Origin of the sequence: Pseudomonas sp. PDM05, assembly GCF_014851685.1 — a bacterium.
Lineage (GTDB): Bacteria > Pseudomonadota > Gammaproteobacteria > Pseudomonadales > Pseudomonadaceae > Aquipseudomonas.
In genome coordinates, this window is record NZ_JACVAC010000026.1 from 1 (window position 1) to 20,763 (window position 20,763).

Sequence of the window (20,763 nt, forward strand, 5' to 3'; positions counted from 1 at the left end):
GATCTGTACCTGTGTGACTATCCCCTAGGGAGGCTTGGACGAGGCATGGGCCGCGTCCAAGCCTAAAATGTGTAAACGATGTCCCCGGTTTCAGATGTAAAGGATGTCTACGGTTCTACACCCGCGCCGGCGGTGTGTCAGGTTAGCTTGAGGCGCCTGGTTGATCGCAGCGCGGGCAAGCCCGCTCACCACAGAGTCCTGCTAGGCGGCGCTTTCGACCAGGCGGTGCCACAACGCGTAATACACCCGACCGGACTTCTGCTCCCGGTGCAGGCGCCAGGCGCCCGGCAGACCCAGTGTGGAAGGTGCGGTCTCGCTTTCAGTGTAGATCCACGCATCGGGAGCCAGCCATTGGCGCTCTTCCAGCAGTGTGCACACGGTCGGCAGCAGGTTCTGGTTGAACGGCGGGTCGAGGAACACCACGTCGTACTCGCTGGCTGGTTGGGTTTCCAGGTAGCGCAGGGCATCGGCGGTCTGCACCTGGCCGTTGGTGCAGCGCAGGGTGCCCAGGTGTTCCTTGAGGCTGGAGACCGCCACGTTGCTCGCGTCCAGCGCCTGGGCCTGGGCGGCGCCACGGGACAGCGCCTCCAGGAACAGCGCCCCGCTGCCTGCGAACGGGTCCAGTACCTTGGCGCCGCCGATGTACGGCGCGAGCCAGTTGAACAGGGTTTCACGCACGCGATCCGGCGTTGGGCGCAGGCCCACGACATCGGGGAAGCTCAGCTTGCGGCTGCCCCATTCACCGCCAATGATGCGCAGTTGGCCCACACCGTTGTGGACGTTGTGGACAGGTTTTTTCGGGCGAGATGAACTGGCCATTAATGCTCCGGAACCCCGAGCGGCTGCTCGGCGGGTTTATCAGTGGGGGGCGGTAGTGGCTTTTGCGCAGTCGTCGGGCCGGCGGTCACGATGACCATCTTGTCGGCGCTCAAGTGTTTGTTCATTGCAGCCTTGACCTGCTCTACGGTCAGGGCCTGGGATTGTTTCATGAAATCTTCCAGATAGCTCAGCGGCAGGTTGTAGAAACCCATCGCACCCAGCTGCCCGACGATATCGGCGTTGCTCGCGGTAGACAGAGGGAAACTGCCGGCCAGTTCGCGCTTGGCGTCATCCAGTTCCTTTTGTGTCGGGCCGGTCTTGAGGTAGTCGGCGACAACATCCTCGACCAGGCGCAGGGTGCCGCCGCTCATTTCGGCTCGGGTCTGCAGGTTGATCATGAACGGGCCGCGCGCCTGCATCGGGGAGAACCCGGAGTAGACGCCGTAGGTCAGGCCGCGTTTTTCGCGCACTTCGCTCATCAGGCGCGTGCCGAAACCGCCGCCGCCGAGGATCTGGTTGCCCAGGGACAAGGCTGCGTAGTCCGGGTCGGTGCGATCGATGCCGAGCTGGGCGAACAACAGGTGTGTCTGCTTGGACGGAAACTCGATATGGCTCAGGCCGGCTTTAGGCTCGCTCGGCTGGGCGATCTTCGCCAGGGCCGGGCCTTTGGGCAGCGATGCGGACACCTTGGCGGTCATGGCTTCGGCTTCGGCGCGGGTGAGGTCGCCTACGACCGCAATCACGGCGTTACCCGCTGCGTATGCCTTGGCGTGGAACGCCTGCAACTGCGCCAGGCTGATCTTCGGAACGCTCTCGGGAGTGCCTTCGCTCGGGTGCGCGTAAGGGTGGTCGCCATAAAGACGCTTGAACAGCTCAAGGCTGGCCAGCTTGGCCGGGTTTTGCTTCTGGTATTCGAAGCCCGCGAGGATCTGGTTCTTGATCCGGGCCAGGGAGTCGGCCGGGAACGTCGGCTTGCCGATCACCTCGTCAAACAGCGACAGCGCGGCGTCGCGCTTGTCGCTGGCGCTCAGGCTGCGCAGCGACACCAGCGCCATGTCGCGGAAGGCGCCATTGCCGAAGTCTGCGCCCAGGCCTTCAAAGTCGCGGGCGATCTGGCTGACATCCTTGCCCGGCACGCCTTCGTTGAGCATGGCGTTGGTCATCAACGCCAGGCCCGGCACGTTGCCGTCCTGGCTGCTGCCGGCGGCGAACAGGATGCGCATGTCGAACATCGGCAGTTCATGGGCTTCGACGAACAGTACTTTGGCGCCCTCGGCGGTGGTCCAGGTTTGTACGTCGAGCTTGCGGTTGGTCGGCGCCTTGCCGTCCAGCTCCGCAAGGGATTGCAGCTTGTTGGCCGATTGGGCTTTTTCCAGCGCCGGGCTGGCGATGGATTCGCTCGGGCGCAGGAAATACACGGCGCTGGCGGCGACCAGGGTGACGGCGATCAGGCCGGGCAGGATCAGGCGGCTGCTTTTGCGATCACTCATGAGCGGTCTCCTCAGGCAGTACGTGGGCGACGCTGAGACGTTCGCGGGTGAAGTAGGTGCGGGCGGCTTTCTGGATGTCTTGCGGGGTCACGCTTTGCAGTTCGGCAAGCTCGGTGTCCATCAGCTTCCAGGACAGGCCGACGGTTTCCAGCGAGCCGATGGCCGTGGCCTGGCTGGTGATGGAGTCACGCTGGTAGACCAGCCCGGCGATGACCTGGGCGCGGATGCGTTCCAGTTCTGCGGCGGTTGGCGGCTTGGCCTTGAGTTCATCCAGCAGGCGCCACAGGCCGGCTTCGGCTTGGGCAATGGTCTTTTTCTTCTGCTGGTTCGGCGTGGCCGAGAGGGTGAACAGGCTGTCGCCACGGGTGTAGGCGTCGTAGTTGGTGGAGGCGGCGGAGACCAGCTCTTCACCACGCTCCAGCTGTTCGGAGATGCGTGCGCTGTAGCCGCCGTCCAGCAGCGCCGAGATCAGGCGCAGGGCCTGGACCGAGCGTTTGTCTTCGGCGGTGGCCAGGCCCGGCACGTTGAAGCCGAGGATCACGCTGGGCAGTTGGGTCTGCACTTTCATGGTCAGCAGGCGCTCGCCGGGCTCGGCCAGTTCCATCGGCACCTTGGCCGGTGGCACGTCACGCTTGGGGATCGGGCCGAAGTAGCGCTGGGCAAGGGTCTTGATCTCGTCCGGGGTCACATCGCCGACCACCACCAGGGTGGCGTTGTTCGGCACGTACCAGGCCTGATACCAGTGGCGCAGTTCTTCGACCTTCATGCGGTCCAGGTCAGCCATCCAGCCGATGGTCGGCGTGTGATAGCCGCTGGCCGGGAAGGCCATGGCCTTGAAGCGTTCGTAGGCCTTGGACATCGGGTTGTCGTCGGTGCGCAGGCGGCGTTCTTCCTTGATGACCTCGATTTCGCGGCTGAACTCGTCGGCCGGCAGACGCAGGCTGGCCATGCGGTCGGCTTCCAGTTCGAAGGCGACGCCCAGGCGGTCACGGGCCAGTACCTGGTAGTAGGCGGTGTAGTCGTCGCTGGTAAAGGCGTTCTCTTCGGCGCCCAGGTCACGCAGGATCAGCGAGGCTTCGCCGGGGCCGACCTTGGCGCTGCCCTTGAACATCATGTGTTCCAAGGCATGGGACAAACCGGTCTGGCCCGGGGTTTCGTAGCTCGAGCCCACCTTGTACCAGACCTGGGACACCACCACTGGCGCACGATGGTCTTCGCGCACGACGACTTTGAGGCCGTTATCCAGGGTGAATTCGTGGGTGGGTTGTGGGTCGGCAGCCAAGGCTGAAAGGGGCAGACAAACTGTGCTGAGCAGCAGGCCTGCGGCGCGGCGGGCTAGAGCATTCATTCGTTTTTAAACCTGTTGGGCTGCCCGCTTGGTCTTAGCGTCGGCGGGCGAGGAGGTGCTAGGATACTGATCCGATTTAGGGACGGCCACTGCGGCAGTCATCTTGTCCCGGATCAAGTCGTAGGAATGTTGGAATAGACCCTCGGTTTCCCCGACGATCTTCCACTTTTCGCCGATTTTATCGCTTCAGTCCTATATTGAATCGATTTGTAGAGGCCTTTATTTACGCCTTACAAAATGTTGCGCATGAACAAGCGAGCCTTAAATCAGTCTGTTCTGCATCGAATTTATTTACCGAGGCGCCCTGGCGCATCGCTACCTTGAGATAGCCGTCCTCCATGTTTGGTTCCAACGACGACAAGAAGAGCCCAGCTGCGGCTGGCGAGAAAAAAGGCCTGTTCGGATGGCTGCGCAAAAAGCCGCAGGAAACCGTCGTCGAACAGCCACAGGTACAGCCTGAGCCGATTCCAGCGCCCATCGTGGACGCCGAACCGATGGTCGAAACCCCTGCGCCGGTGGTACTGCCACTGGTTGAGCCGGTGTTGCAGCCGGTCGTGGAGGCCGCGCCAGAACCCGAGCATAAGCCTTGGCCGGAACTGCCAGTCGCCGAAGAGCCGGTGGCGTTGGTTGAAGACGTTCAGGCCGAACACGTAGCACCACCGATTCCTGCTGTGGTTGAACCTGTGGAAGACGTGGTGGTGCAGGCGCCGCCAGTTGTCGAAGTCGCAGCGCCTGTTGCTGTGGTCGAGGCCGCTGTGCCTGCGGTTGTCGAGCCAGAGCCGGTCGTCGCTGCCGTTGCCGTTGCCGAAACCAGCAAGACCGGCTTTTTCGCCCGCCTCAAGCAAGGCCTGAGCAAGACCAGCGCCAGCATCGGCGAAGGCATGGCCAGTCTGTTCCTCGGCAAGAAAGTCATCGACGACGAGCTGCTGGAAGACATCGAGACCCGTCTGCTCACCGCCGACGTGGGTGTCGAAGCCACCGCCGTGATCATCCAGAGCCTGACCCAGAAGGTCGCGCGCAAGCAACTGACCGACGCCGACGCCCTCTACAAATCGCTGCAAGCCGAGCTGGCCGCGATGCTCAAGCCGGTGGAAGCACCGTTGGTGATCACGCCGAACAAACCGTTCGTGATCCTGGTGGTTGGCGTCAATGGCGCCGGCAAGACCACCACCATCGGCAAGCTGGCCAAGAAGCTGCAGTCCGAAGGCAAGAAAGTCATGCTGGCCGCGGGCGACACCTTCCGTGCCGCGGCCGTGGAACAGCTGCAAGTGTGGGGCGAGCGCAACAAGATCCCGGTGATCGCCCAGCACACGGGTGCCGATTCCGCTTCGGTGATCTTCGATGCCGTGCAGGCCGCCAAGGCCCGCAACATCGATGTGCTGATCGCCGATACCGCCGGCCGCCTGCACACCAAAGACAATTTGATGGAAGAGCTGAAGAAGGTCCGCCGCGTGATCGGCAAGCTCGACGCAGACGCACCGCACGAAGTACTGCTGGTGCTGGATGCCGGCACCGGCCAGAACGCCATCAGCCAGGCCAAACAATTCAACCAGACGGTGCAACTGACCGGCCTGGCATTGACTAAGCTCGACGGCACGGCCAAGGGCGGTGTGATCTTTGCCCTGGCCAAACAGTTCGGGTTGCCGATTCGTTATATCGGTGTCGGTGAAGGCATCGACGACCTGCGCACCTTTGAAGCCGAACCCTTTGTACAGGCACTTTTCGCCGAGCGGGAGCGTTCATGATTCGATTCGAACAGGTCGGTAAACGCTATGCCAACGGGCATGTGGGCTTGCATGAGCTGAGCTTTCGAGTGCGTCGCGGCGAATTCTTGTTTGTCACCGGTCATTCCGGTGCCGGTAAAAGTACCTTGCTGCGCCTGTTGCTGGCCATGGAGCGTCCGACCACGGGCAAACTGCTGCTGGCCGGCCAGGACCTGGCCACCATCAGCAATGCACAGATCCCGTACCTGCGCCGTCAGATCGGCGTGGTGTTCCAGAACCACCAGTTGCTGTTCGATCGCACGGTGTTCAACAACGTTGCGCTGCCCTTGCAGATCCTCGGGCTGTCCAAGGCCGAGATCGTCAATCGCGTGGACTCGGCCCTGGAGCGCGTGGCGCTGTCGGACAAAACCGACCTCTACCCCGGCGACCTGTCCACCGGCCAGCAACAGCGCGTCGGCATCGCCCGCGCCATCGTCCACCGCCCGGCCTTGCTGCTGGCGGACGAACCCACCGGTAACCTCGACCCGCGTCTGGCGGCCGAGATCATGGGCGTGTTCGAAGACATAAACCGCCTGGGCACCAGCGTGCTGATTGCCAGTCACGACCTGGCGCTGATCGCCCGCATGCGCCACCGCATGCTGACCCTGCAACGCGGTCGCCTGATCGGTGACGGGGAGGCTGGCGTATGAGTGCTACCCGCAGCCCCAAGGTTTCCGAACGCGTGGCGCCGAAAGCCGCCGACCCGCAACCGCAGAAAAAGAAAAAACACGACGATGACGACGGCCCGGACTTCGGCACACTGCTGCGCGCCTGGATCGAAAGCCATCGCGCCAGCCTGCTCGACAGCCTGCGTCGCCTGGGCAAGCAGCCGATTGGCAGCTTTTTCACCTGCCTGGTGATGGCCGTGGCCTTGAGCCTGCCGATGGGCTTGTCGCTGCTGCTTAATAATGTGGAGCGCCTGGGCGGTTCCTGGCAGCGTGCGGCGCAGATTTCGCTGTACCTGAATATCGACGCCAGCAGTAAAGAGGGCGAAGCGCTGCGCGACCAGATCAAGAACATCCCGGGCGTGGCAGAGGCCGAGTACATCAGCCGCGATCAGGCGCTTGAGGAGTTCCAGCAGCAATCCGGCCTGGGCGAGGCGCTCAAGGAACTGCCGCAGAACCCGCTGCCGGGTGTGGTGCTGGTGACGCCAAACGAAGTCGACAAGCCAACCCTGGAGGCCCTGCGACAAAAACTCGCAGAGATGCCCAAGGTGCAACAGGCGCAACTTGATCTAGTCTGGGTGGAGCGCCTGGCGGCAATCCTCAAGCTGGGCGATCGTTTTGTGTTCGGTCTGACGGTGCTGTTGGTGTCTGCATTACTTTTGGTGATAGGTAATACCATTCGTCTTCATATCGAAAACCGTCGCACCGAGATAGAAGTGATTAAACTGGTCGGCGGCACGGACAGCTATGTGCGTCGTCCTTTTCTGTACATGGGCGCGCTTTATGGCTTCGGTGCCGGGATTTTCTCCTGGGGACTGTTGGCGTTTGGCCTGGACTGGCTGAACGACGCGGTTGTCGGGCTGGCCGGTTTGTACGGCAGCGATTTTGCCTTGGCCGGGGTGCCGGTAGCCGATGGTCTGAGCCTCTTGCTTGGCGCGGTATTGTTGGGGTATATCGGTGCGTGGATTGCGGTCGCTCGTCATTTACGTGAGCTGGCACCGAAGTAGTTAATGTCAGATTAATGTGGTTTCGTTTGTATTGACCGTATCAGTGGTTTAGGGAACTTGTCCTACGGTTCCCGGTCAATTTTCGCAGTGCTGAACTGCACGAGTTATGTAAGTCGGAGGTTTCGTATGACCACTTCTTTGCAACCTGCTTATGCTCTGGTCCCAGGTGCGAACCTGGAGGCGTATGTGCACACGGTCAACAGCATTCCATTGCTGACGCCCGAGCAGGAGCGTGAACTGGCCGAGAGTCTCTACTATGAGCAGGATTTGGGGGCGGCTCGGCAGATGGTGCTCGCCCACCTGCGTTTTGTTGTACATATCGCCCGTAGCTATAGCGGCTACGGCCTGGCGCAGGCTGACCTGATCCAGGAAGGCAACGTCGGCCTGATGAAGGCTGTAAAGCGCTTCAACCCGGAAATGGGCGTGCGCCTGGTGTCGTTTGCCGTGCACTGGATCAAGGCGGAAATCCACGAGTTCATCCTGCGCAACTGGCGCATCGTGAAAGTCGCGACCACCAAGGCCCAGCGCAAACTGTTCTTCAACCTGCGCAGCCAGAAAAAACGCCTGGCGTGGCTGAACAACGAGGAAGTCCACCGCGTGGCTGAAAGCCTCGGCGTGGAGCCTCGTGAAGTACGCGAGATGGAAAGCCGCCTGACCGGCCATGACATGGCCTTCGACCCGGCTGCCGAAGCAGACGACGACAGCGCCTTCCAATCGCCGGCCAACTACCTGGAAGACCACCGGTACGACCCGGCGCGTCAACTGGAGGATGCGGACTGGAGCGACAACTCCAACCACAACCTGCACGAAGCCCTGGAAGTGCTGGACGACCGCAGCCGTGACATTCTCTACCAGCGCTGGCTGGCAGAAGACAAAGCCACGCTGCACGACCTGGCGCAGAAGTACAACGTATCGGCCGAGCGGATTCGTCAGCTTGAAAAAAGCGCGATGAACAAGCTGAAACTGTCCATCGCCGCCTAAAACGCGGGTTTCGAAACCAACACGATCGAATGTGGGAGCGGGCTTGCCCGCGAAAGCGGAGTGTCAGTCGCCAGAGATGCTGGCCGATACACCGCACTCGCGGGCAAGCCCGCTCCCACATTTTTTGTGTTGAGTCAGTCGGACCAGGGGGCTTTTCAGCTCAAGCAGGTAGCCATCACCGCCCATTCTCTACCCGCGCTGGCTGGAGGAAGACAAAGCCACGCTGCACGACCTGGCGCAGAAGTACAACGTGTCGGCCGAGCGGATTCGTCAGCTTGAACAAAGCGCGGGTTTCGAAACCAACACGATCGAATGTGGGAGCGGGCTTGCCCGCGAAAGCGGAGTATCAGTCGCCATAGATGCTGGCTGATACACCGCATTCGCGGGCAAGCCCGCTCCCACATTTTTTTGTGTTGGGTCAGTCGGACCAGGGGGCTTTTCAGCTCAAGCAGGTAGCGATCACCGCCCATTCTCTACCCGCGCTGGCTGGCGGAAGACAAAGCCACGCTGCACGACCTGGCGCAGAAGTACAACGTGTCGGCCGAGCGGATTCGTCAGCTTGAACAAAGCGCGGGTTTCGAAACCAACACGATCGAATGTGGGAGCGGGCTTGCCCGCGAAAGCGGAGTGTCAGTCGCCATAGATGCTGGCTGATACACCGCATTCGCGGGCAAGCCCGCTCCCACATTTTTTTTGTGTTGGGTCAGTCAGACCAGGGGGCTTTTCGGGAGCTGTTCAGCTCGAGCAGGTAGCCATCACCGCCCAACTGGCCCATCTGCTGGCGAATCCACGCCGCGCGCCGCGCCACGTACGCCGTCGGATGGCTGGCACTCCACACCCGCGGGTTCGGCAACACCGCCGCCAGATAGCTGGCCTGCTGTCGCGACAGGGCCTTGGCACTCACCCCAAAGTGATGCCGCGCCGCCGCTTCTGCGCCAAATACACCCTCATCCCATTCCACGCTATTGAGGTACACCTCAAGAATCCGCTGCTTGGGCCACAACACCTCGATCAGCCCGGTAAACCAGGCCTCCAGGCCTTTGCGCAAATAACTGCGGCCGGCCCACAAGAACAGGTTTTTCGACACCTGCTGGCTCAAGGTACTGGCGCCGCGAATCGAGCCGCCGCGCTCGTTGTGCAGGAGCGCCGCCTGGATCGCGCCGAAATCGAAACCCCAGTGCTGCGGGAAACGCTGGTCTTCGCCAGCCATCACCGCCACTTTGAGTTCGTCGGAGATCTCCTCCCACGGCACCCAGCTGCGTTGCAGGTCAATGGGTTCGCCATCGATCCAGGATTCGATCTTGCGCTCGACCATCAACGCGGTGAACGGAGGCGGAACGATACGGAACAGCAGCACGAGCAATACGCTGCCGATCGCAAACCATTTCACGACTTTGAGAAAACGACTGAAGAGGACACGCAGCATAGAGATGGCTTGGCCGAACCCGTTGAGCGGGCCATTATACAGACCCTGCCCCTTGTGACTGGAGTTCCTCATGCTGCGTGGCTTTCTGATGCTGGCTGCCTTTTTTGGCTTTACGGGTGTCGCCCTTGGCGCGTTCGCCGCTCACGGCCTGAAAAACCGCCTGAGCGCCGAGTACCTGGCGATCTTCCACACCGGCGTGACCTACCAGTTGGTGCACACCCTGGCCCTGTTCGGCGTGGCACTGCTGGCGGCGCACCTGCCTGGTCGCCTGGTGACCTGGGCAGGCGTTTCGTTTGTGGTCGGTATCCTCTTGTTCTCCGGCAGTCTGTACGTGCTGACGATGACCGGCATCAGCAAGCTCGGCATCATCACCCCGTTTGGCGGCCTGGCATTCCTGCTCGGCTGGTTCCTGCTGGGGCTGGCTGCATGGCGCTTGCAGCTGTGACCGCTTGACGCTTGGTGCTGACCTTCCGGTCTCAATCACGCTAGAATGCGGGCCCCTAAAAACGATGGCGGCCCGTGGCATGCGCATTCAGTTGAACGGCGAATCCTTTGAACTGCCCGACGGTGAAACCGTTGCGGCCCTGCTGACCCGTCTGGACTTGACCGGACGTCGTGTCGCAGTAGAACTCAACCTGGATATTGTCCCGCGTAGCCTGCACGCCGAGACCGCGCTCACCGAAGGTGACCAGGTCGAAGTGGTCCACGCCATCGGTGGCGGCTAGTCGCCGGCCCGAATTCTGCAGAACCTCACCCCATTACGAGGATTTCCCATGAGCATCGTTCGTAGCGACAAGCCCTTCGTCCTGGCCGGTCGTACCTACCAGTCCCGTCTGCTGGTCGGCACCGGCAAGTACCGCGACATGGAAGAAACCCGCCTGGCCATCGAAGCCTCGGGCGCCGAGATCGTGACTTTCGCCGTACGCCGTACCAACCTCGGCCAGATCGAAGGCGAACCGAACCTGCTCGAAGTCCTGTCGCCGGATCGCTACACCTTCCTGCCCAACACCGCCGGTTGCTACGACGCCATCGAAGCCGTGCGCACCTGCCGCCTGGCGCGTGAGCTGCTCGACGGCCACAACCTGGTGAAGCTGGAAGTGCTGGCCGACCAGAAAACCCTGTTCCCCAACGTGATCGAAACCCTCAAGGCCGCCGAAACCCTGGTCAAGGAAGGTTTCGACGTGATGGTCTACACCAGCGATGACCCGATCATCGCGCGCCAACTGGCGGAAATCGGCTGCATCGCCGTGATGCCGCTGGCCGGTCTGATCGGTTCCGGCCTGGGGATCTGCAATCCGTACAACCTGCAGATCATCCTTGAAGAAGCCAAGATCCCGGTGCTGGTGGATGCGGGCGTGGGCACCGCCTCCGACGCAACCATCGCCATGGAACTGGGCTGCGACGCGGTGCTGATGAACTCGGCCATCGCCCATGCCCAGCAGCCGATCCTGATGGCCGAAGCCATGAACCACGCGATCGTCGCGGGCCGCCTGGCCTACCTCGCCGGCCGCATGCCGAAAAAACTCTACGCCAGCGCCTCTTCGCCGCTGGATGGTCTGATCAAGTAAGAGCCATTGATGACTGAATCAAACGAAACGCCGAACACCCTGGAAGAAGGCGACGAGTCCAAGCACCGCCGCATCAAGAGCTTTGTGATGCGCGCCGGTCGCATGACCGAAGGCCAGCAAAAGGGCCTGGAACAGGGGACGCCGCTGTTCGTGTTGCCCCTGGCCGACGCGCCGGTGGACTACGACCAGGTGTTCGGCCGTTCGGCCCCGCGCTCCCTGGAAATCGGCTTCGGCATGGGGCACTCCCTGCTGGAAATGGCGGCGGCCTCGCCGGAGCAGGATTTCATCGGCGTTGAAGTGCACCGTCCGGGTGTCGGCGCGCTGCTCAATGGCGTGCTGACCCAGGGCCTGACCAACCTGCGCGTGTACGACTGCGACGCGATCGAGGTGCTCAACCGTTGCATCGCCGATAACAGCCTCGACCGCCTGATGCTGTTCTTCCCGGACCCATGGCACAAAGCCCGTCACCACAAGCGTCGCATCGTGCAAGCGTCCTTCGCGGAACTGGTGCGTAGCAAGCTGAAAGTGGGTGGCATCCTGCACATGGCTACCGACTGGGAACCGTATGCGGAATACATGCTGGAAGTGATGGATGTCGCGCCTGGCTATCGCAACCTGGCCGAAGACGGCAAATGCGTGCCACGCCCGGCCGAGCGGCCGATCACCAAGTTCGAGCGTCGCGGTGAGCGACTCGGGCATGGTGTGTGGGATTTGAAGTTCGAGAAAATCGACTGACAGACTTCCAGCCTGGAATGCGGTCAAAAATGTGGGAGCGGGCTTGCTCGCGAATGCAGTGGATCAGTCGACATCTTCAGTGACTGAAAGTCCGCATTCGCGAGCAAGCCCGCTCCCACATTTGTTTCTCGGTGTGCTCGGGACTAGCGGCGGTCGGCGACTACGCCGATCAACACCAATACGACCACCAGCACCGGCGCCAGGCTGTAGTTATTGAACTGGCTCAACCCCCGCACAATCCAAGGCGTGGCGTAGATCAATGCGGCGCCGCTGCCGATCATGCACAGCAACGCCATCAACGGTACGCGCAACGCACCGGCCACGCTGCCCAGGCGGGCTTCGACCCAGCCTTTGATGTCGGCGCCAAACAGCACCAGCAAACAACCGACGAGGGCCAGGGAGATTTCCGACAGGTTGCTACGGCTCCAGCGGGATACGGTGGCGAGCAGGTCGAGTACCAAATCCATTCGATTTCCTTAAGAGCTTCAGCTCAAAAACGTCTGCAACAGGTCATTGAGAAAGAGTTGCCCGCGGTCGGTCGCCGCCAGGCGTGACGGTTCGACCTGCATCAGGCCACTTTGTTCGGCCTCGCGGCGGCCTTCGTTGAGGCTGGCCAGGTCCAGCCCGGTACGCTCGGCGTAGAGCCTGGCCTCGACACCTTCGGTGAGGCGCAGGGCGTTCATCAGGAACTCGAACGGCAACTCTTCGTTGGTCAGCTCTTTCGCCCCGGCCTGGAAGTTTTTGGCCGGGTTGAGGTAGTCCTTCGGTGCACGGGTCTTCCAGGTGCGCACAATGCGCCCGTCCGGATGGCTGAGCTTGCCGTGGGCACCGGCACCGATGCCGATAAAGTCGCCAAAGCTCCAGTAGTTCAGGTTATGCCGCGCCGGGCGACCCGGTTGGGCATAGGCCGACACTTCATATTGCGCGTAGCCATGCTCGGCAAGCAGGGCCTGGCCGGCTTCCTGGATGTCCCATAGCGTGTCGTCTTCCGGCAACGCCGGCGGCTGGTTCCAGAACACCGTGTTGGGCTCCAGGGTCAGCTGATACCACGACAAATGCGTGGGCTTGAGCGCGATGGCCTGGCGCAGGTCGCTCAGAGCATCATCCAGGGACTGGTTGGGCAAACCGTGCATCAGGTCGAGGTTGAAGTTGTCGAACCCGGCCTGGCGCGCCATGCCAGCAGCCCGAACGGCTTCATCGCCATTGTGGATACGCCCCAGGGCCTCAAGCTTTTCCTGCTGGAAGCTCTGGATGCCAATCGACAGGCGATTGATCCCCAGCTTGCGGTACGCCACGAACTTCTCTTGCTCGAAGGTACCGGGGTTGGCTTCCAGGGTGATCTCGATGTCGCCGGCAAACGGGATGCGCGCTTCCACGCCCTTGAGCAGGCGGCCCAATGCCGCGGCGCTGAACAGGCTTGGCGTGCCGCCGCCGAAGAAGATCGAACTCAGCTCGCGCCCGTACACGGCATGCAGGTCCTGATCGAGGTCGGCGAGCAAGGCGTCCACATACTCTTCTTCCGGCAGCACTTTGCTGGCGGTGTGGGAGTTGAAGTCGCAATACGGGCATTTGCGCACACACCACGGGATGTGGATGTACAGCGCCAGGGGCGGCAGCAGGGGCAGGGCCGCCCGAGGGGTTTGCGCGCCGCCGTGGATCAGCGGCTGCGCAGAGGTGTTCTGGGTCATTTCAGGCTCAAGCGTTGGCGCAGCAAATCCATTGCGCGGGCGCGGTGGCTGATCTGGTTCTTGTCGGCCGGGCTCAGCTCGGCGCTGGAGACATTACGCTCAGGCACCCAGAACAGTGGGTCATACCCAAAGCCATGTTCGCCGCTGGCCGCATGCAGGATGCGTCCGTGCCACAGGCCTTCGCAGAGGATCGGCAATGGATCGTCCGCATGGCGCACCAGGGCCAGCACGCAGACGAATTGTGCGCCGCGCAGCGCGTCCGGTACGTCCTTGAGGGCGTCCAGCAGCTTGGCGTTGTTGGCCGCGTCGCCTTTGCCATCGGCGTACCGCGCCGAATAGATGCCGGGGGCGCCGCCGAGGAAGTCCACCGCCAGGCCCGAGTCGTCGGCCAGTGCCGGCAGGCCGGAGATGCGTGCGGCGTTGCGCGCCTTGAGGATGGCGTTCTCGACGAACGACAGGCCGGTTTCTTCCGGCTCTACCTGGCTGAACTCGCCAATCGAGCGCAATTGCACCGATTCGCCGAGCATGGCCTGCAGTTCCTTGAGTTTGCCGGCGTTATGGCTGGCCAGTACGAGTTGAGTCAGGTTCATTTGTCGGCCGGGTACAGTTCTTGGTTGAATTGGAAGCTATGGGCTTTGCCGCCGGTTTCAACGTTGATGGTAAACGTCTTGTATTCACGCTGCGTCACGGAGTAAGGCGCCAGGTAGTTGATCCCGCCTTTCTCGTTGATCTGCTTGAAGGTCAGGATCTCGCTCTTGCCGCCCAGGTCCTTGATGGTGCCGGTCACTTGCGCCGCCACTGGGGTCACGCCCTTGATCACGGTCACGTTGATCAAGCCTTTCTCCTTGCTGCGCACCACGCCGATGTTCTGGGCGGTTTCCGGTTGCAGGAAGCTGGAGGTGAAGGTGTTGTAGTGGACGGTGATGTCACCGAAGTCTTTCTTGCGGTTAGCGTCGATAGCGTCCGCAGCGATGGCGCTGGTGCCCAGGCATGCGGTCAGTAGAAAAATAGCCAAGCGACTCATGATCATCCCTCTTGAAAATGATTAGACGGCAATCTTGTGATCCGTCAGGCCAGGACTGCTGACCCGGTAAATGCCGATTTCACCCAACAGGTTGGGCCATAGCTTGCTTGCCCAGCCGTGGCGGTGCTGTTGGTCGACCGCAAGGCGGTTGATCACCTTGGCTTCACGCTCGCCGCACAAGGCTTCGAAGTCTTCGAAGGTGCAGAAGTGGATGTTTGGCGTGTTGTACCACGTGTATGGGAGGAAATCCGAGACCGGCATACGGCCCTTGGTGGCCAGGTACCAACGGCAACGCCAATGCCCGAAATTCGGGAAGGTGATGATGCACTGGCGGCCCACGCGCAGCATTTCGTCGAGGATGCGGTCCGGGTAGTGCACCGCTTGCAGGGCTTGGGTCATCACCACGATGTCGAAGCTGTTGCTGGCAAAGTTGCCCAGGCCCTTGTCCAGGTCCTGCTCGATCACGTTGATGCCCTTGGCCACGCACTGGGCGATGTTGTCCGGGTCGTTTTCCAGGCCGTAGCCGGTGACTTGCTTGTTGTCCCGCAGCCAGCTCAGCAGTTCGCCATCACCGCAGCCCAGGTCGAGCACGCGGCTGCCGGCGGGGATCCATTCTTGGATGATGTCCAGGTCGGCTCTCATGGCTTTCTCACAATACGATTCGGTTCATGTAGTTGCTGAACGCTTGCAGGTAGCGCGGGATCGGGATCAGGAAGGCATCGTGGCCTTGCGGAGCGTCGATCTCCAGGTAGCACACGTCTTTGCGCGCGGCCATCAGCGCATCCACCAGCTCGCGCGAGCGCGCCGGCGAGAAGCGCCAGTCGGTGGTGAACGACATCACGCAGAACTTGGCCTTGGCGCCTTCGAAGGTTTTCGCCAGGTCGTCGTCAAAGTTGGCGGCCGGGTCGAAGTAGTCCAGGGCCTTGGTCATCAGCAGGTAGGTATTGGCGTCGAAACGCCCGGAGAACTCCTCGCCCTGATAACGCAGGTAGCTTTCCACCTGGAACTCGACACTGTGGAAGTCGTAGTTGAGCTTTTCGCTCTTGAGGCCACGGCCGAATTTCTCGCCCATGGAGTCATCGGACAGGTAGGTGATGTGCCCCACCATCCGCGCCAGCATCAGGCCGCGTTTGGGGATCACGCCCGCTTCCTGGAACGAACCACCGTGGAACTCGGGGTCGGTGAGGATGGCCTGGCGCGCCACTTCGTTGAAGGCGATGTTCTGCGCCGACAGCTTGGGGGCCGAGGCGATTGCCAGGCAATGGCGCACGCGATCCGGGTAGGTGATGGTCCATTGCAGCGCCTGCATGCCGCCGAGGCTGCCGCCGATCACCGCCGCCCACTGGTTGATGCCCAGCAGGTCGGCCAGGCGCGCCTGGCTGTGCACCCAGTCTTCCACGGTGAGCACCGGGAAGTCGGCGCCGAACGGCTTGCCGGTTTCCGGGTTGAGGCTGCTGGGGCCGGTGGAACCGTTGCAGCCGCCGAGGTTGTTCAGGCTGACCACAAAGAACTTGTTGGTGTCGATGGGTTTGCCGGGACCGATGCAACTGTCCCACCAGCCGGGCTTGCGCTCGTCGACCGAGTGGAAACCGGCCGCGTGATGATGCCCGGACAAGGCGTGGCAGATCAGCACGGCGTTGCTCGCCGTAGCGTTCAGTTGGCCGTAGGTTTCATAGATCAGGTCGTAGGCGGGCAGCGAACGGCCGCAGGCCAGGGCCAGCGGTTCGCTGAAGTGCGCCACTTGGGGCACGACCAGTCCAACAGAATCGGGGGGAAAGGCAGCTGGCATCGACCCTGCTCTCGTTTAAATGAGGCGTAAGTCTAAAGAGCGGGGGGGCTAGCGGCAAGCAAACCCCTGAACCCGTTCACAGAAACAAAATGTGGGAGCTGTTTGTGTGGGAGCGGGCTTGCTCGCGAAAGCGGTGGGTCAGCCACTCATCTGGTGACTGACACTCCGTATTCGCGAGCAATCCCGCTCCCACACAAGCTCGCTCCCGCATTTAGGTGTTGCGTGTCAGATCAACCCGAACAGCATCTTGGGCATCGCGGCAAATTCAGCCAGGTACGGGATCACCCAACCCTGGATCAGCTGGATTGCGATAAACGCGAAGATCGGCGAGATGTCCAGGCCACCCAGGTTCGGGATCAACCGACGGAACGGTGCCAGCACCGGCTCGGTGATCTGGTACACCAGCTCGGCGCCAGGGCTGCGGCTGCCCGGTGCGACCCAGGACAGAATCACGCTGATGATCATCGACCAGAACAGAATCTTCAAAAACAGCGAGAAGATGCCGATCAGTGCCCACGGCAACAGCAGCACGGTGTAGGGCAGGAAGCCCTTGAGCAGCAACACCACCGCAAACAGCAGGATCTGCAACAGCAGCGCCAGTACCAGCGACGACATGTCCAGCCCGAACATGCTCGGGACTATCCGACGCAGGGGCTTGAGCAGCGGCTGGGTCGCCTTGACCACGAATTGGCACAGCGGGTTGTAGAAGTTCGCCCGCACCAGTTGCAGGATAAAACGCATCAGCACGATCAGCAGGTACAGGCTGCCCAGCGTCTGGATGATGAAAATAAGCGCGTCATTGAGTCCGAGCATGTTTGATTCCTTGAAGGGGACGACTATTTGCCCAGCTGCTCGGCCATTTCTGCCGAACGATGTGCTGCGGCACCCAGTGCTGTTTCCACCAGGGCTTCAAAGCCCCCGGCCTGGAACGATTCGATGGCGGCTTGGGTCGTGCCGCCCGGCGAGGTCACGCGACGGCGCAGCTCGGCGGCGTCGACGTCGCTGGTTACGGCCATCCTGGCTGCGCCCAGTGCGGTCTGCTCGGCCAGTTGCTTGGACACTTCCTGTGGCAGGCCCAGTTTGACGCCGGCAGCGGTCATGGCTTCGATCAACAGGAAGAAGTACGCCGGGCCGCTGCCGGACACGGCGGTGACCGCATCCAGTTGCTGTTCTTGCTCCAGCCACAGGGCGATGCCCACGGCGGACAGTAGCTCCTGGGCCTGATCGCGCTGTACGGCGCTGACGGCGTCGGTGGCGTACAAACCGCTCACGCCCTGGCGCAGCAGCGAAGGGGTGTTGGGCATGCAGCGCACGATCGGCTGGGCACCGAGCCAGGCGGTCATGCTCGCGCAGGTAATCCCGGCGGCGATGGACACTACCAACTGCTGCGGTTGCAGGCTCGGGCGCAGGCTTTCGCACACGGCCTTCATGGCCTGTGGCTTGACCGCCAGCACGATCACATCGACGCCCTGGATGGCCTCGGCATTGTCGGCAAAGGTTTCGATACCGTGCTCGGTGCTGACGCGGGCACGGGTTTCGGCGCCGGGGTCACTGGCGCGGATCTGCGCGGCGTCCAGGCCCTTGGCCCGCAGGCCGCCGATCAGGCTGGCCGCCATGTTACCGGCGCCGATAAAGGCAATACGCGTGTCTCTCATGACAGGTCCTTATTCAGTGAAAAGTCAGCCGCTTCACGGCTGGCCGTAGTCGCGGGCGCCAAACAGTGCAGTACCGATCCGCACCCAAGTGGCGCCTTGGGCGATGGCCGACTCAAGGTCATGGCTCATCCCCATGGAAAGTGTGTCCAGCGGCAGATTCAAGCTGGCTTGCAGCTCGCGCACCGTGGCGAAGGCTGCATCTTGCGCGGCGCGATCTTCAGTCGGCTCGGGGATTGCCATCAACCCACGCAACTTCAAGCGCGGCAGAGCGCTGATCGCCTCGGCCAGGGCTGGCAGATCGGCGGGCGTACAGCCGGACTTGCTGGCTTCACCACTGACGTTGACCTGGATGCAGATGTTCAGCGGTGCCAGGTCGGCAGGGCGTTGTTCGGACAGGCGTTGTGCGATTTTCAGGCGTTCCACGGAATGCACCCAAGCGAAGTTCTCGGCGATAGCGCGCGTCTTGTTCGATTGAATGGGGCCGATGAAGTGCCAACTCAAGGGCAGGTCGGTTAATTCGGCCTGTTTGCCCAGGGCTTCTTGCAGGTAGTTTTCGCCAAAATCGCGCATGCCGGCGGCATAGGCTTCCCGCACGGCTTGGGCGGGTTTGGTCTTGCTCACGGCCAGCAGGTGGATGCTGCTGGCGTCACGTTGCACGGCGTCGGCTGCGGCGCGGATCCGCTGGCTAACCAGATCGATGTTGTCTGCTATCGTCGACATTCAAGATGCGCCCGTGGATATGGAGTCCGCGGCATTCTACTGGAAATGGAAAGCCCTATGGATATCACTGAACTGCTCACGGCCTGCGTGCGCCGTGGCGCCTCCGACCTGCATTTGTCGGCTGGCCTGGCGCCGATGTTGCGTGTGGACGGCGAGGTCTGGCCGCTGGATTGCCCGGCACTCTCACCGCCCCAGGTGGCGGATCTGCTCAGCCCTTTGCTCAATCAATACCAGCAAAAGGATTTCGAAACATCTCTTGATACAGATTTCGCTTTCGAACTGCCCGGCGTGGCGCGGTTCCGGGCGAACGTGTTCCGGCAGGACCGTGGCATGGGCGCGGTGTTTCGCAGCATTCCCAGTCAGGTCCAGAGCCTGCAGAGCCTTGGCCTGGGTGAGGTGTTCCAGCGCATAGCCCAACTGCCGCACGGGCTGGTGCTGGTCACCGGGCCGACCGGCTCGGGCAAGTCCACCACCCTGGCGGCGATGATCGACTACCTCAATCAGCATCGGCGCCAGCACATCCTCACCCTGGAAGACCCCATCGAATTTATCCACAGGCCGAAAACCGCGCTGATCAACCAGCGCCAGGTGCATCGCGATACCCTTAGTTTCTCTACGGCCTTGCGCTCGGCGCTACGCGAAGACCCGGATGTGATCCTGGTCGGCGAGTTGCGCGACCTGGAAACCATCCGCCTGGCGCTGACCGCCGCCGAGACCGGGCATCTGGTGTTCGGCACCCTGCACACGGCATCGGCGCCAAAGACCGTGGACCGCCTGGTGGACGTGTTCCCGGCCGGCGAAAAAGCCATGGTCCGCGCGATGCTGTCGGAGTCGTTGCAGGCGGTGGTGTCGCAGGTGCTGGTGAAGAAGGTTGGCGGCGGGCGGGTGGCGGCGCACGAGATCATGCTGGGTACACCGGCGATCCGCAATTTGATCCGCGAGGACAAGGTGGCGCAGATCGTCTCGGCGATCCAGACCGGCGGGGCACTGGGAATGAAGACGCTCGATATGAGCTTGAAGGCGTTGGTGGGCGAGGGGGTGATCAGCCGGGAGGTGGCGCAGGAGAAGGCGAGGGTACCTGGGGATATATGAGGTCTTGCAGGCAATGAAAAACCAAATGTGGGAGCGGGCTTGCTCGCGAACGCGGAGTGTCAGTCAGCTCATCTGGTACTGATACACCGCATTCGCGCGCAAGCCCGCTCCCACATTTTGTACTGCATTGCAGCTTGAAATCAGCGTTGCACAACCCGCAGGTTGTTCTGCTCTTTGGGCAAAACCCGCTTGGCGATCACGTAGTTCTTGTCCCAGAACGGCTTCTTCAGCGTGTCGATGCTCACCGACTTGCCACGACGCGGCGCGTGGATGAAGCGGTCGTTGCCCAGATAGATGGCAACGTGGTTGACCTGACGGCTCTTGAGCTTGAAGAACAACAGGTCGCCCGGCTTCAGGTCCTTGCGATCAACCTTTTGCCCGTGGCCGGCGGCCATGGCGTTGGACGTGCGCGGCAAATCCACTGCGGCAACGTCGTTGAACGCATATTTCACCAAACCGCTGCAATCGAAGCCTTTACTTGGGCTGCTGCCGCCCCAACGGTAGGGAGTACCGAGCACATTGACGGCGCGGCTGAGTACATTGCTGCTTTGCTTGGTGTTGTTCAGCGTCAGTGAGTTATGAAGGGCCTTGCCGTGAACCTTGCTCACTTGAGTAGGTCGGTTGACGGTCGGCTTTTCTCTTTTGGCGGTGGCTGGTGTGCTGTGAACTTTAGGGGTGAAACCGTTGACGTTCGGAAGTCGTTGCTCACGATTGGTGGCGTGGGCGGCCAGTGGCATTAATAGGCAAATGGTTAGCCATGTCTTGAAAAATGGTCGCATTAGGCGTGGCTCTTTTTGGTTTGCGCGCAACTTTATAACAGCTTTTTTTGCCGTTATCAGGCCGTTTGTCGACTGAACCTTGGGGTCAAAATCAGGAAAAACGCGACGAAACGCCGCAATTGTCCTACACAAGTCAGGTGGCATAAGGCTTTCAGGGGAGGGAAGATACCATTTGCCGTACGTCGGGCGCCTGTAAAAAAGTCACAAAGAAAGT

Annotated in this window: 23 protein-coding genes and 2 pseudogenes; 11 read left to right on the forward strand and 14 right to left on the reverse strand. The window is 61.6% G+C overall.

Translation table 11 applies throughout. The annotated features are described in order from the left end of the window. Positions 1 to 201 precede the first annotated feature (201 nt). From rsmD to IB241_RS27055, 3 genes are read right to left on the reverse strand one after another with little or no spacing between them, the layout of a single operon-like run. On the reverse strand, positions 202 to 819 hold the full coding sequence (gene rsmD, locus IB241_RS27045; RefSeq protein WP_192301240.1) for a 16S rRNA (guanine(966)-N(2))-methyltransferase RsmD: 618 nt from the start codon (positions 817 to 819) through the stop codon (positions 202 to 204). Continuing rightward, positions 819 to 2,309 carry a M16 family metallopeptidase gene (locus IB241_RS27050; protein ID WP_192301241.1) on the reverse strand — a complete coding sequence of 497 codons (1,491 nt, stop codon included), beginning with the start codon at positions 2,307 to 2,309 and terminating at the stop codon, positions 819 to 821. Before IB241_RS27050 ends, rsmD begins: the two co-directional genes overlap by 1 nt. Continuing rightward, positions 2,302 to 3,657: a M16 family metallopeptidase gene (locus IB241_RS27055; RefSeq protein WP_192301242.1), complete on the reverse strand. Its 1,356-nt coding sequence runs from the start codon at positions 3,655 to 3,657 to the stop codon at positions 2,302 to 2,304. The genes IB241_RS27050 and IB241_RS27055 overlap by 8 nt, the downstream gene beginning before the upstream one ends. A 338-nt stretch (positions 3,658 to 3,995) precedes the next feature. Between IB241_RS27055 and ftsY the strand changes: the two genes are divergently transcribed. From ftsY to IB241_RS27085, 6 genes and pseudogenes are all read left to right on the forward strand, one after another. Further along, on the forward strand, positions 3,996 to 5,402 hold the full coding sequence (gene ftsY / locus IB241_RS27060; protein ID WP_192301243.1) for a signal recognition particle-docking protein FtsY: 1,407 nt from the start codon (positions 3,996 to 3,998) through the stop codon (positions 5,400 to 5,402). Then, the gene (ftsE, locus tag IB241_RS27065; protein WP_192301244.1) at positions 5,399 to 6,070 is read left to right on the forward strand and encodes a cell division ATP-binding protein FtsE; all 672 of its coding nucleotides are present in this window, start codon (positions 5,399 to 5,401) and stop codon (positions 6,068 to 6,070) included. Before ftsY ends, ftsE begins: the two co-directional genes overlap by 4 nt. Then, positions 6,067 to 7,092 carry a permease-like cell division protein FtsX gene (ftsX, locus tag IB241_RS27070; protein WP_192301245.1) on the forward strand — a complete coding sequence of 342 codons (1,026 nt, stop codon included), beginning with the start codon at positions 6,067 to 6,069 and terminating at the stop codon, positions 7,090 to 7,092. Before ftsE ends, ftsX begins: the two co-directional genes overlap by 4 nt. 126 nt (positions 7,093 to 7,218) lie before the next feature. Beyond that, positions 7,219 to 8,073, forward strand: a complete 855-nt coding sequence (rpoH, locus tag IB241_RS27075) for an RNA polymerase sigma factor RpoH (protein ID WP_016972967.1) — start codon at positions 7,219 to 7,221, stop codon at positions 8,071 to 8,073. A 175-nt stretch (positions 8,074 to 8,248) separates the two neighbouring features. Continuing rightward, a pseudogene (locus IB241_RS27080) lies at positions 8,249 to 8,443 on the forward strand (sigma factor-like helix-turn-helix DNA-binding protein); the annotation flags it as partial. Positions 8,444 to 8,529: 86 nt separating this feature from the next. Next, positions 8,530 to 8,727, forward strand: a pseudogene (locus IB241_RS27085) (sigma factor-like helix-turn-helix DNA-binding protein); the annotation flags it as partial. A gap of 49 nt (positions 8,728 to 8,776) precedes the next feature. Here the strand turns inward: IB241_RS27085 and mtgA are convergent. Next, positions 8,777 to 9,499, reverse strand: a complete 723-nt coding sequence (gene mtgA / locus IB241_RS27090; protein ID WP_192301246.1) for a monofunctional biosynthetic peptidoglycan transglycosylase — start codon at positions 9,497 to 9,499, stop codon at positions 8,777 to 8,779. Between the two features lie 70 nt (positions 9,500 to 9,569). Between mtgA and IB241_RS27095 the strand changes: the two genes are divergently transcribed. The 4 genes from IB241_RS27095 (at position 9,570) to trmB (ending at position 11,802) form a co-directional block, all read left to right on the forward strand. Then, entirely contained in the window at positions 9,570 to 9,944 is a 375-nt protein-coding gene (locus IB241_RS27095) for a DUF423 domain-containing protein (protein ID WP_192301247.1), read from the forward strand. Between the two features lie 79 nt (positions 9,945 to 10,023). Next, a complete protein-coding gene (gene thiS / locus IB241_RS27100; protein ID WP_015886354.1) occupies positions 10,024 to 10,224 on the forward strand; it encodes a sulfur carrier protein ThiS in 201 nt (66 codons plus the stop codon). 48 nt (positions 10,225 to 10,272) lie between these two features. Beyond that, entirely contained in the window at positions 10,273 to 11,067 is a 795-nt protein-coding gene (locus IB241_RS27105; protein WP_058426547.1) for a thiazole synthase, read from the forward strand. Between the two features lie 9 nt (positions 11,068 to 11,076). Further along, entirely contained in the window at positions 11,077 to 11,802 is a 726-nt protein-coding gene (gene trmB / locus IB241_RS27110; RefSeq protein ID WP_192301248.1) for a tRNA (guanosine(46)-N7)-methyltransferase TrmB, read from the forward strand. 143 nt (positions 11,803 to 11,945) lie between these two features. Here the strand turns inward: trmB and IB241_RS27115 are convergent, their stop codons facing one another. From IB241_RS27115 to IB241_RS27155, 9 genes are all read right to left on the reverse strand, one after another. Further along, entirely contained in the window at positions 11,946 to 12,269 is a 324-nt protein-coding gene (locus IB241_RS27115) for a DUF3392 domain-containing protein (protein WP_010207241.1), read from the reverse strand. A gap of 18 nt (positions 12,270 to 12,287) precedes the next feature. Further along, positions 12,288 to 13,490, reverse strand: a complete 1,203-nt coding sequence (gene hemW, locus IB241_RS27120) for a radical SAM family heme chaperone HemW (RefSeq protein ID WP_225595756.1) — start codon at positions 13,488 to 13,490, stop codon at positions 12,288 to 12,290. Further along, positions 13,487 to 14,080 (reverse strand): RdgB/HAM1 family non-canonical purine NTP pyrophosphatase, encoded by a 594-nt coding sequence (gene rdgB, locus IB241_RS27125; protein ID WP_101273418.1) that lies wholly within the window; start codon positions 14,078 to 14,080, stop codon positions 13,487 to 13,489. Before rdgB ends, hemW begins: the two co-directional genes overlap by 4 nt. Beyond that, on the reverse strand, positions 14,077 to 14,514 hold the full coding sequence (locus tag IB241_RS27130) for a DUF4426 domain-containing protein (RefSeq protein WP_192301249.1): 438 nt from the start codon (positions 14,512 to 14,514) through the stop codon (positions 14,077 to 14,079). The genes rdgB and IB241_RS27130 overlap by 4 nt, the downstream gene beginning before the upstream one ends. Before the next feature lie 21 nt (positions 14,515 to 14,535). After that, a complete protein-coding gene (gene metW, locus IB241_RS27135; RefSeq protein WP_105521094.1) occupies positions 14,536 to 15,156 on the reverse strand; it encodes a methionine biosynthesis protein MetW in 621 nt (206 codons plus the stop codon). A gap of 7 nt (positions 15,157 to 15,163) precedes the next feature. Next, on the reverse strand, positions 15,164 to 16,303 hold the full coding sequence (metX, locus tag IB241_RS27140; protein ID WP_192301250.1) for a homoserine O-succinyltransferase MetX: 1,140 nt from the start codon (positions 16,301 to 16,303) through the stop codon (positions 15,164 to 15,166). A 225-nt stretch (positions 16,304 to 16,528) separates the two neighbouring features. Next, positions 16,529 to 17,116, reverse strand: coding sequence for a YggT family protein (locus IB241_RS27145; RefSeq protein ID WP_192301251.1), 588 nt, complete (start codon positions 17,114 to 17,116; stop codon positions 16,529 to 16,531). A 23-nt stretch (positions 17,117 to 17,139) separates the two neighbouring features. Next, positions 17,140 to 17,958 (reverse strand): pyrroline-5-carboxylate reductase, encoded by an 819-nt coding sequence (proC, locus tag IB241_RS27150; protein ID WP_192301252.1) that lies wholly within the window; start codon positions 17,956 to 17,958, stop codon positions 17,140 to 17,142. A 33-nt stretch (positions 17,959 to 17,991) separates the two neighbouring features. Beyond that, positions 17,992 to 18,678, reverse strand: coding sequence for a YggS family pyridoxal phosphate-dependent enzyme (locus IB241_RS27155; protein ID WP_192301253.1), 687 nt, complete (start codon positions 18,676 to 18,678; stop codon positions 17,992 to 17,994). Positions 18,679 to 18,735: 57 nt separating this feature from the next. Between IB241_RS27155 and IB241_RS27160 the strand changes: the two genes are divergently transcribed. After that, complete coding sequence (locus IB241_RS27160) at positions 18,736 to 19,770, forward strand: type IV pilus twitching motility protein PilT (RefSeq protein WP_192301254.1); 1,035 nt, start codon at positions 18,736 to 18,738, stop codon at positions 19,768 to 19,770. Positions 19,771 to 19,910: 140 nt separating this feature from the next. On the opposite strand, the gene IB241_RS27165 is transcribed toward IB241_RS27160, so the two are convergent. Next, positions 19,911 to 20,549 (reverse strand): C40 family peptidase, encoded by a 639-nt coding sequence (locus IB241_RS27165; RefSeq protein WP_192301265.1) that lies wholly within the window; start codon positions 20,547 to 20,549, stop codon positions 19,911 to 19,913. Positions 20,550 to 20,763: the final 214 nt, after the last annotated feature.

Excerpts from the sequence above, each read along its gene's own strand:
- rsmD (WP_192301240.1), bottom strand. The coding sequence starts at position 819 with ATGGCCAGTTCATCTCGCCCGAAAAAACCTGTCCACAACGTCCACAAC.
- IB241_RS27050 (WP_192301241.1), bottom strand. The coding sequence starts at position 2,309 with ATGAGTGATCGCAAAAGCAGCCGCCTGATCCTGCCCGGCCTGATCGCC.
- IB241_RS27055 (WP_192301242.1), bottom strand. The coding sequence starts at position 3,657 with ATGAATGCTCTAGCCCGCCGCGCCGCAGGCCTGCTGCTCAGCACAGTT.
- ftsY (WP_192301243.1), top strand. The coding sequence starts at position 3,996 with ATGTTTGGTTCCAACGACGACAAGAAGAGCCCAGCTGCGGCTGGCGAG.
- ftsE (WP_192301244.1), top strand. The coding sequence starts at position 5,399 with ATGATTCGATTCGAACAGGTCGGTAAACGCTATGCCAACGGGCATGTG.
- ftsX (WP_192301245.1), top strand. The coding sequence starts at position 6,067 with ATGAGTGCTACCCGCAGCCCCAAGGTTTCCGAACGCGTGGCGCCGAAA.
- rpoH (WP_016972967.1), top strand. The coding sequence starts at position 7,219 with ATGACCACTTCTTTGCAACCTGCTTATGCTCTGGTCCCAGGTGCGAAC.
- mtgA (WP_192301246.1), bottom strand. The coding sequence starts at position 9,499 with ATGCTGCGTGTCCTCTTCAGTCGTTTTCTCAAAGTCGTGAAATGGTTT.
- IB241_RS27095 (WP_192301247.1), top strand. The coding sequence starts at position 9,570 with ATGCTGCGTGGCTTTCTGATGCTGGCTGCCTTTTTTGGCTTTACGGGT.
- thiS (WP_015886354.1), top strand. The coding sequence starts at position 10,024 with ATGCGCATTCAGTTGAACGGCGAATCCTTTGAACTGCCCGACGGTGAA.
- IB241_RS27105 (WP_058426547.1), top strand. The coding sequence starts at position 10,273 with ATGAGCATCGTTCGTAGCGACAAGCCCTTCGTCCTGGCCGGTCGTACC.
- trmB (WP_192301248.1), top strand. The coding sequence starts at position 11,077 with ATGACTGAATCAAACGAAACGCCGAACACCCTGGAAGAAGGCGACGAG.
- IB241_RS27115 (WP_010207241.1), bottom strand. The coding sequence starts at position 12,269 with ATGGATTTGGTACTCGACCTGCTCGCCACCGTATCCCGCTGGAGCCGT.
- hemW (WP_225595756.1), bottom strand. The coding sequence starts at position 13,490 with ATGACCCAGAACACCTCTGCGCAGCCGCTGATCCACGGCGGCGCGCAA.
- rdgB (WP_101273418.1), bottom strand. The coding sequence starts at position 14,080 with ATGAACCTGACTCAACTCGTACTGGCCAGCCATAACGCCGGCAAACTC.
- IB241_RS27130 (WP_192301249.1), bottom strand. The coding sequence starts at position 14,514 with ATGAGTCGCTTGGCTATTTTTCTACTGACCGCATGCCTGGGCACCAGC.
- metW (WP_105521094.1), bottom strand. The coding sequence starts at position 15,156 with ATGAGAGCCGACCTGGACATCATCCAAGAATGGATCCCCGCCGGCAGC.
- metX (WP_192301250.1), bottom strand. The coding sequence starts at position 16,303 with ATGCCAGCTGCCTTTCCCCCCGATTCTGTTGGACTGGTCGTGCCCCAA.
- IB241_RS27145 (WP_192301251.1), bottom strand. The coding sequence starts at position 17,116 with ATGCTCGGACTCAATGACGCGCTTATTTTCATCATCCAGACGCTGGGC.
- proC (WP_192301252.1), bottom strand. The coding sequence starts at position 17,958 with ATGAGAGACACGCGTATTGCCTTTATCGGCGCCGGTAACATGGCGGCC.
- IB241_RS27155 (WP_192301253.1), bottom strand. The coding sequence starts at position 18,678 with ATGTCGACGATAGCAGACAACATCGATCTGGTTAGCCAGCGGATCCGC.
- IB241_RS27160 (WP_192301254.1), top strand. The coding sequence starts at position 18,736 with ATGGATATCACTGAACTGCTCACGGCCTGCGTGCGCCGTGGCGCCTCC.
- IB241_RS27165 (WP_192301265.1), bottom strand. The coding sequence starts at position 20,549 with ATGCGACCATTTTTCAAGACATGGCTAACCATTTGCCTATTAATGCCA.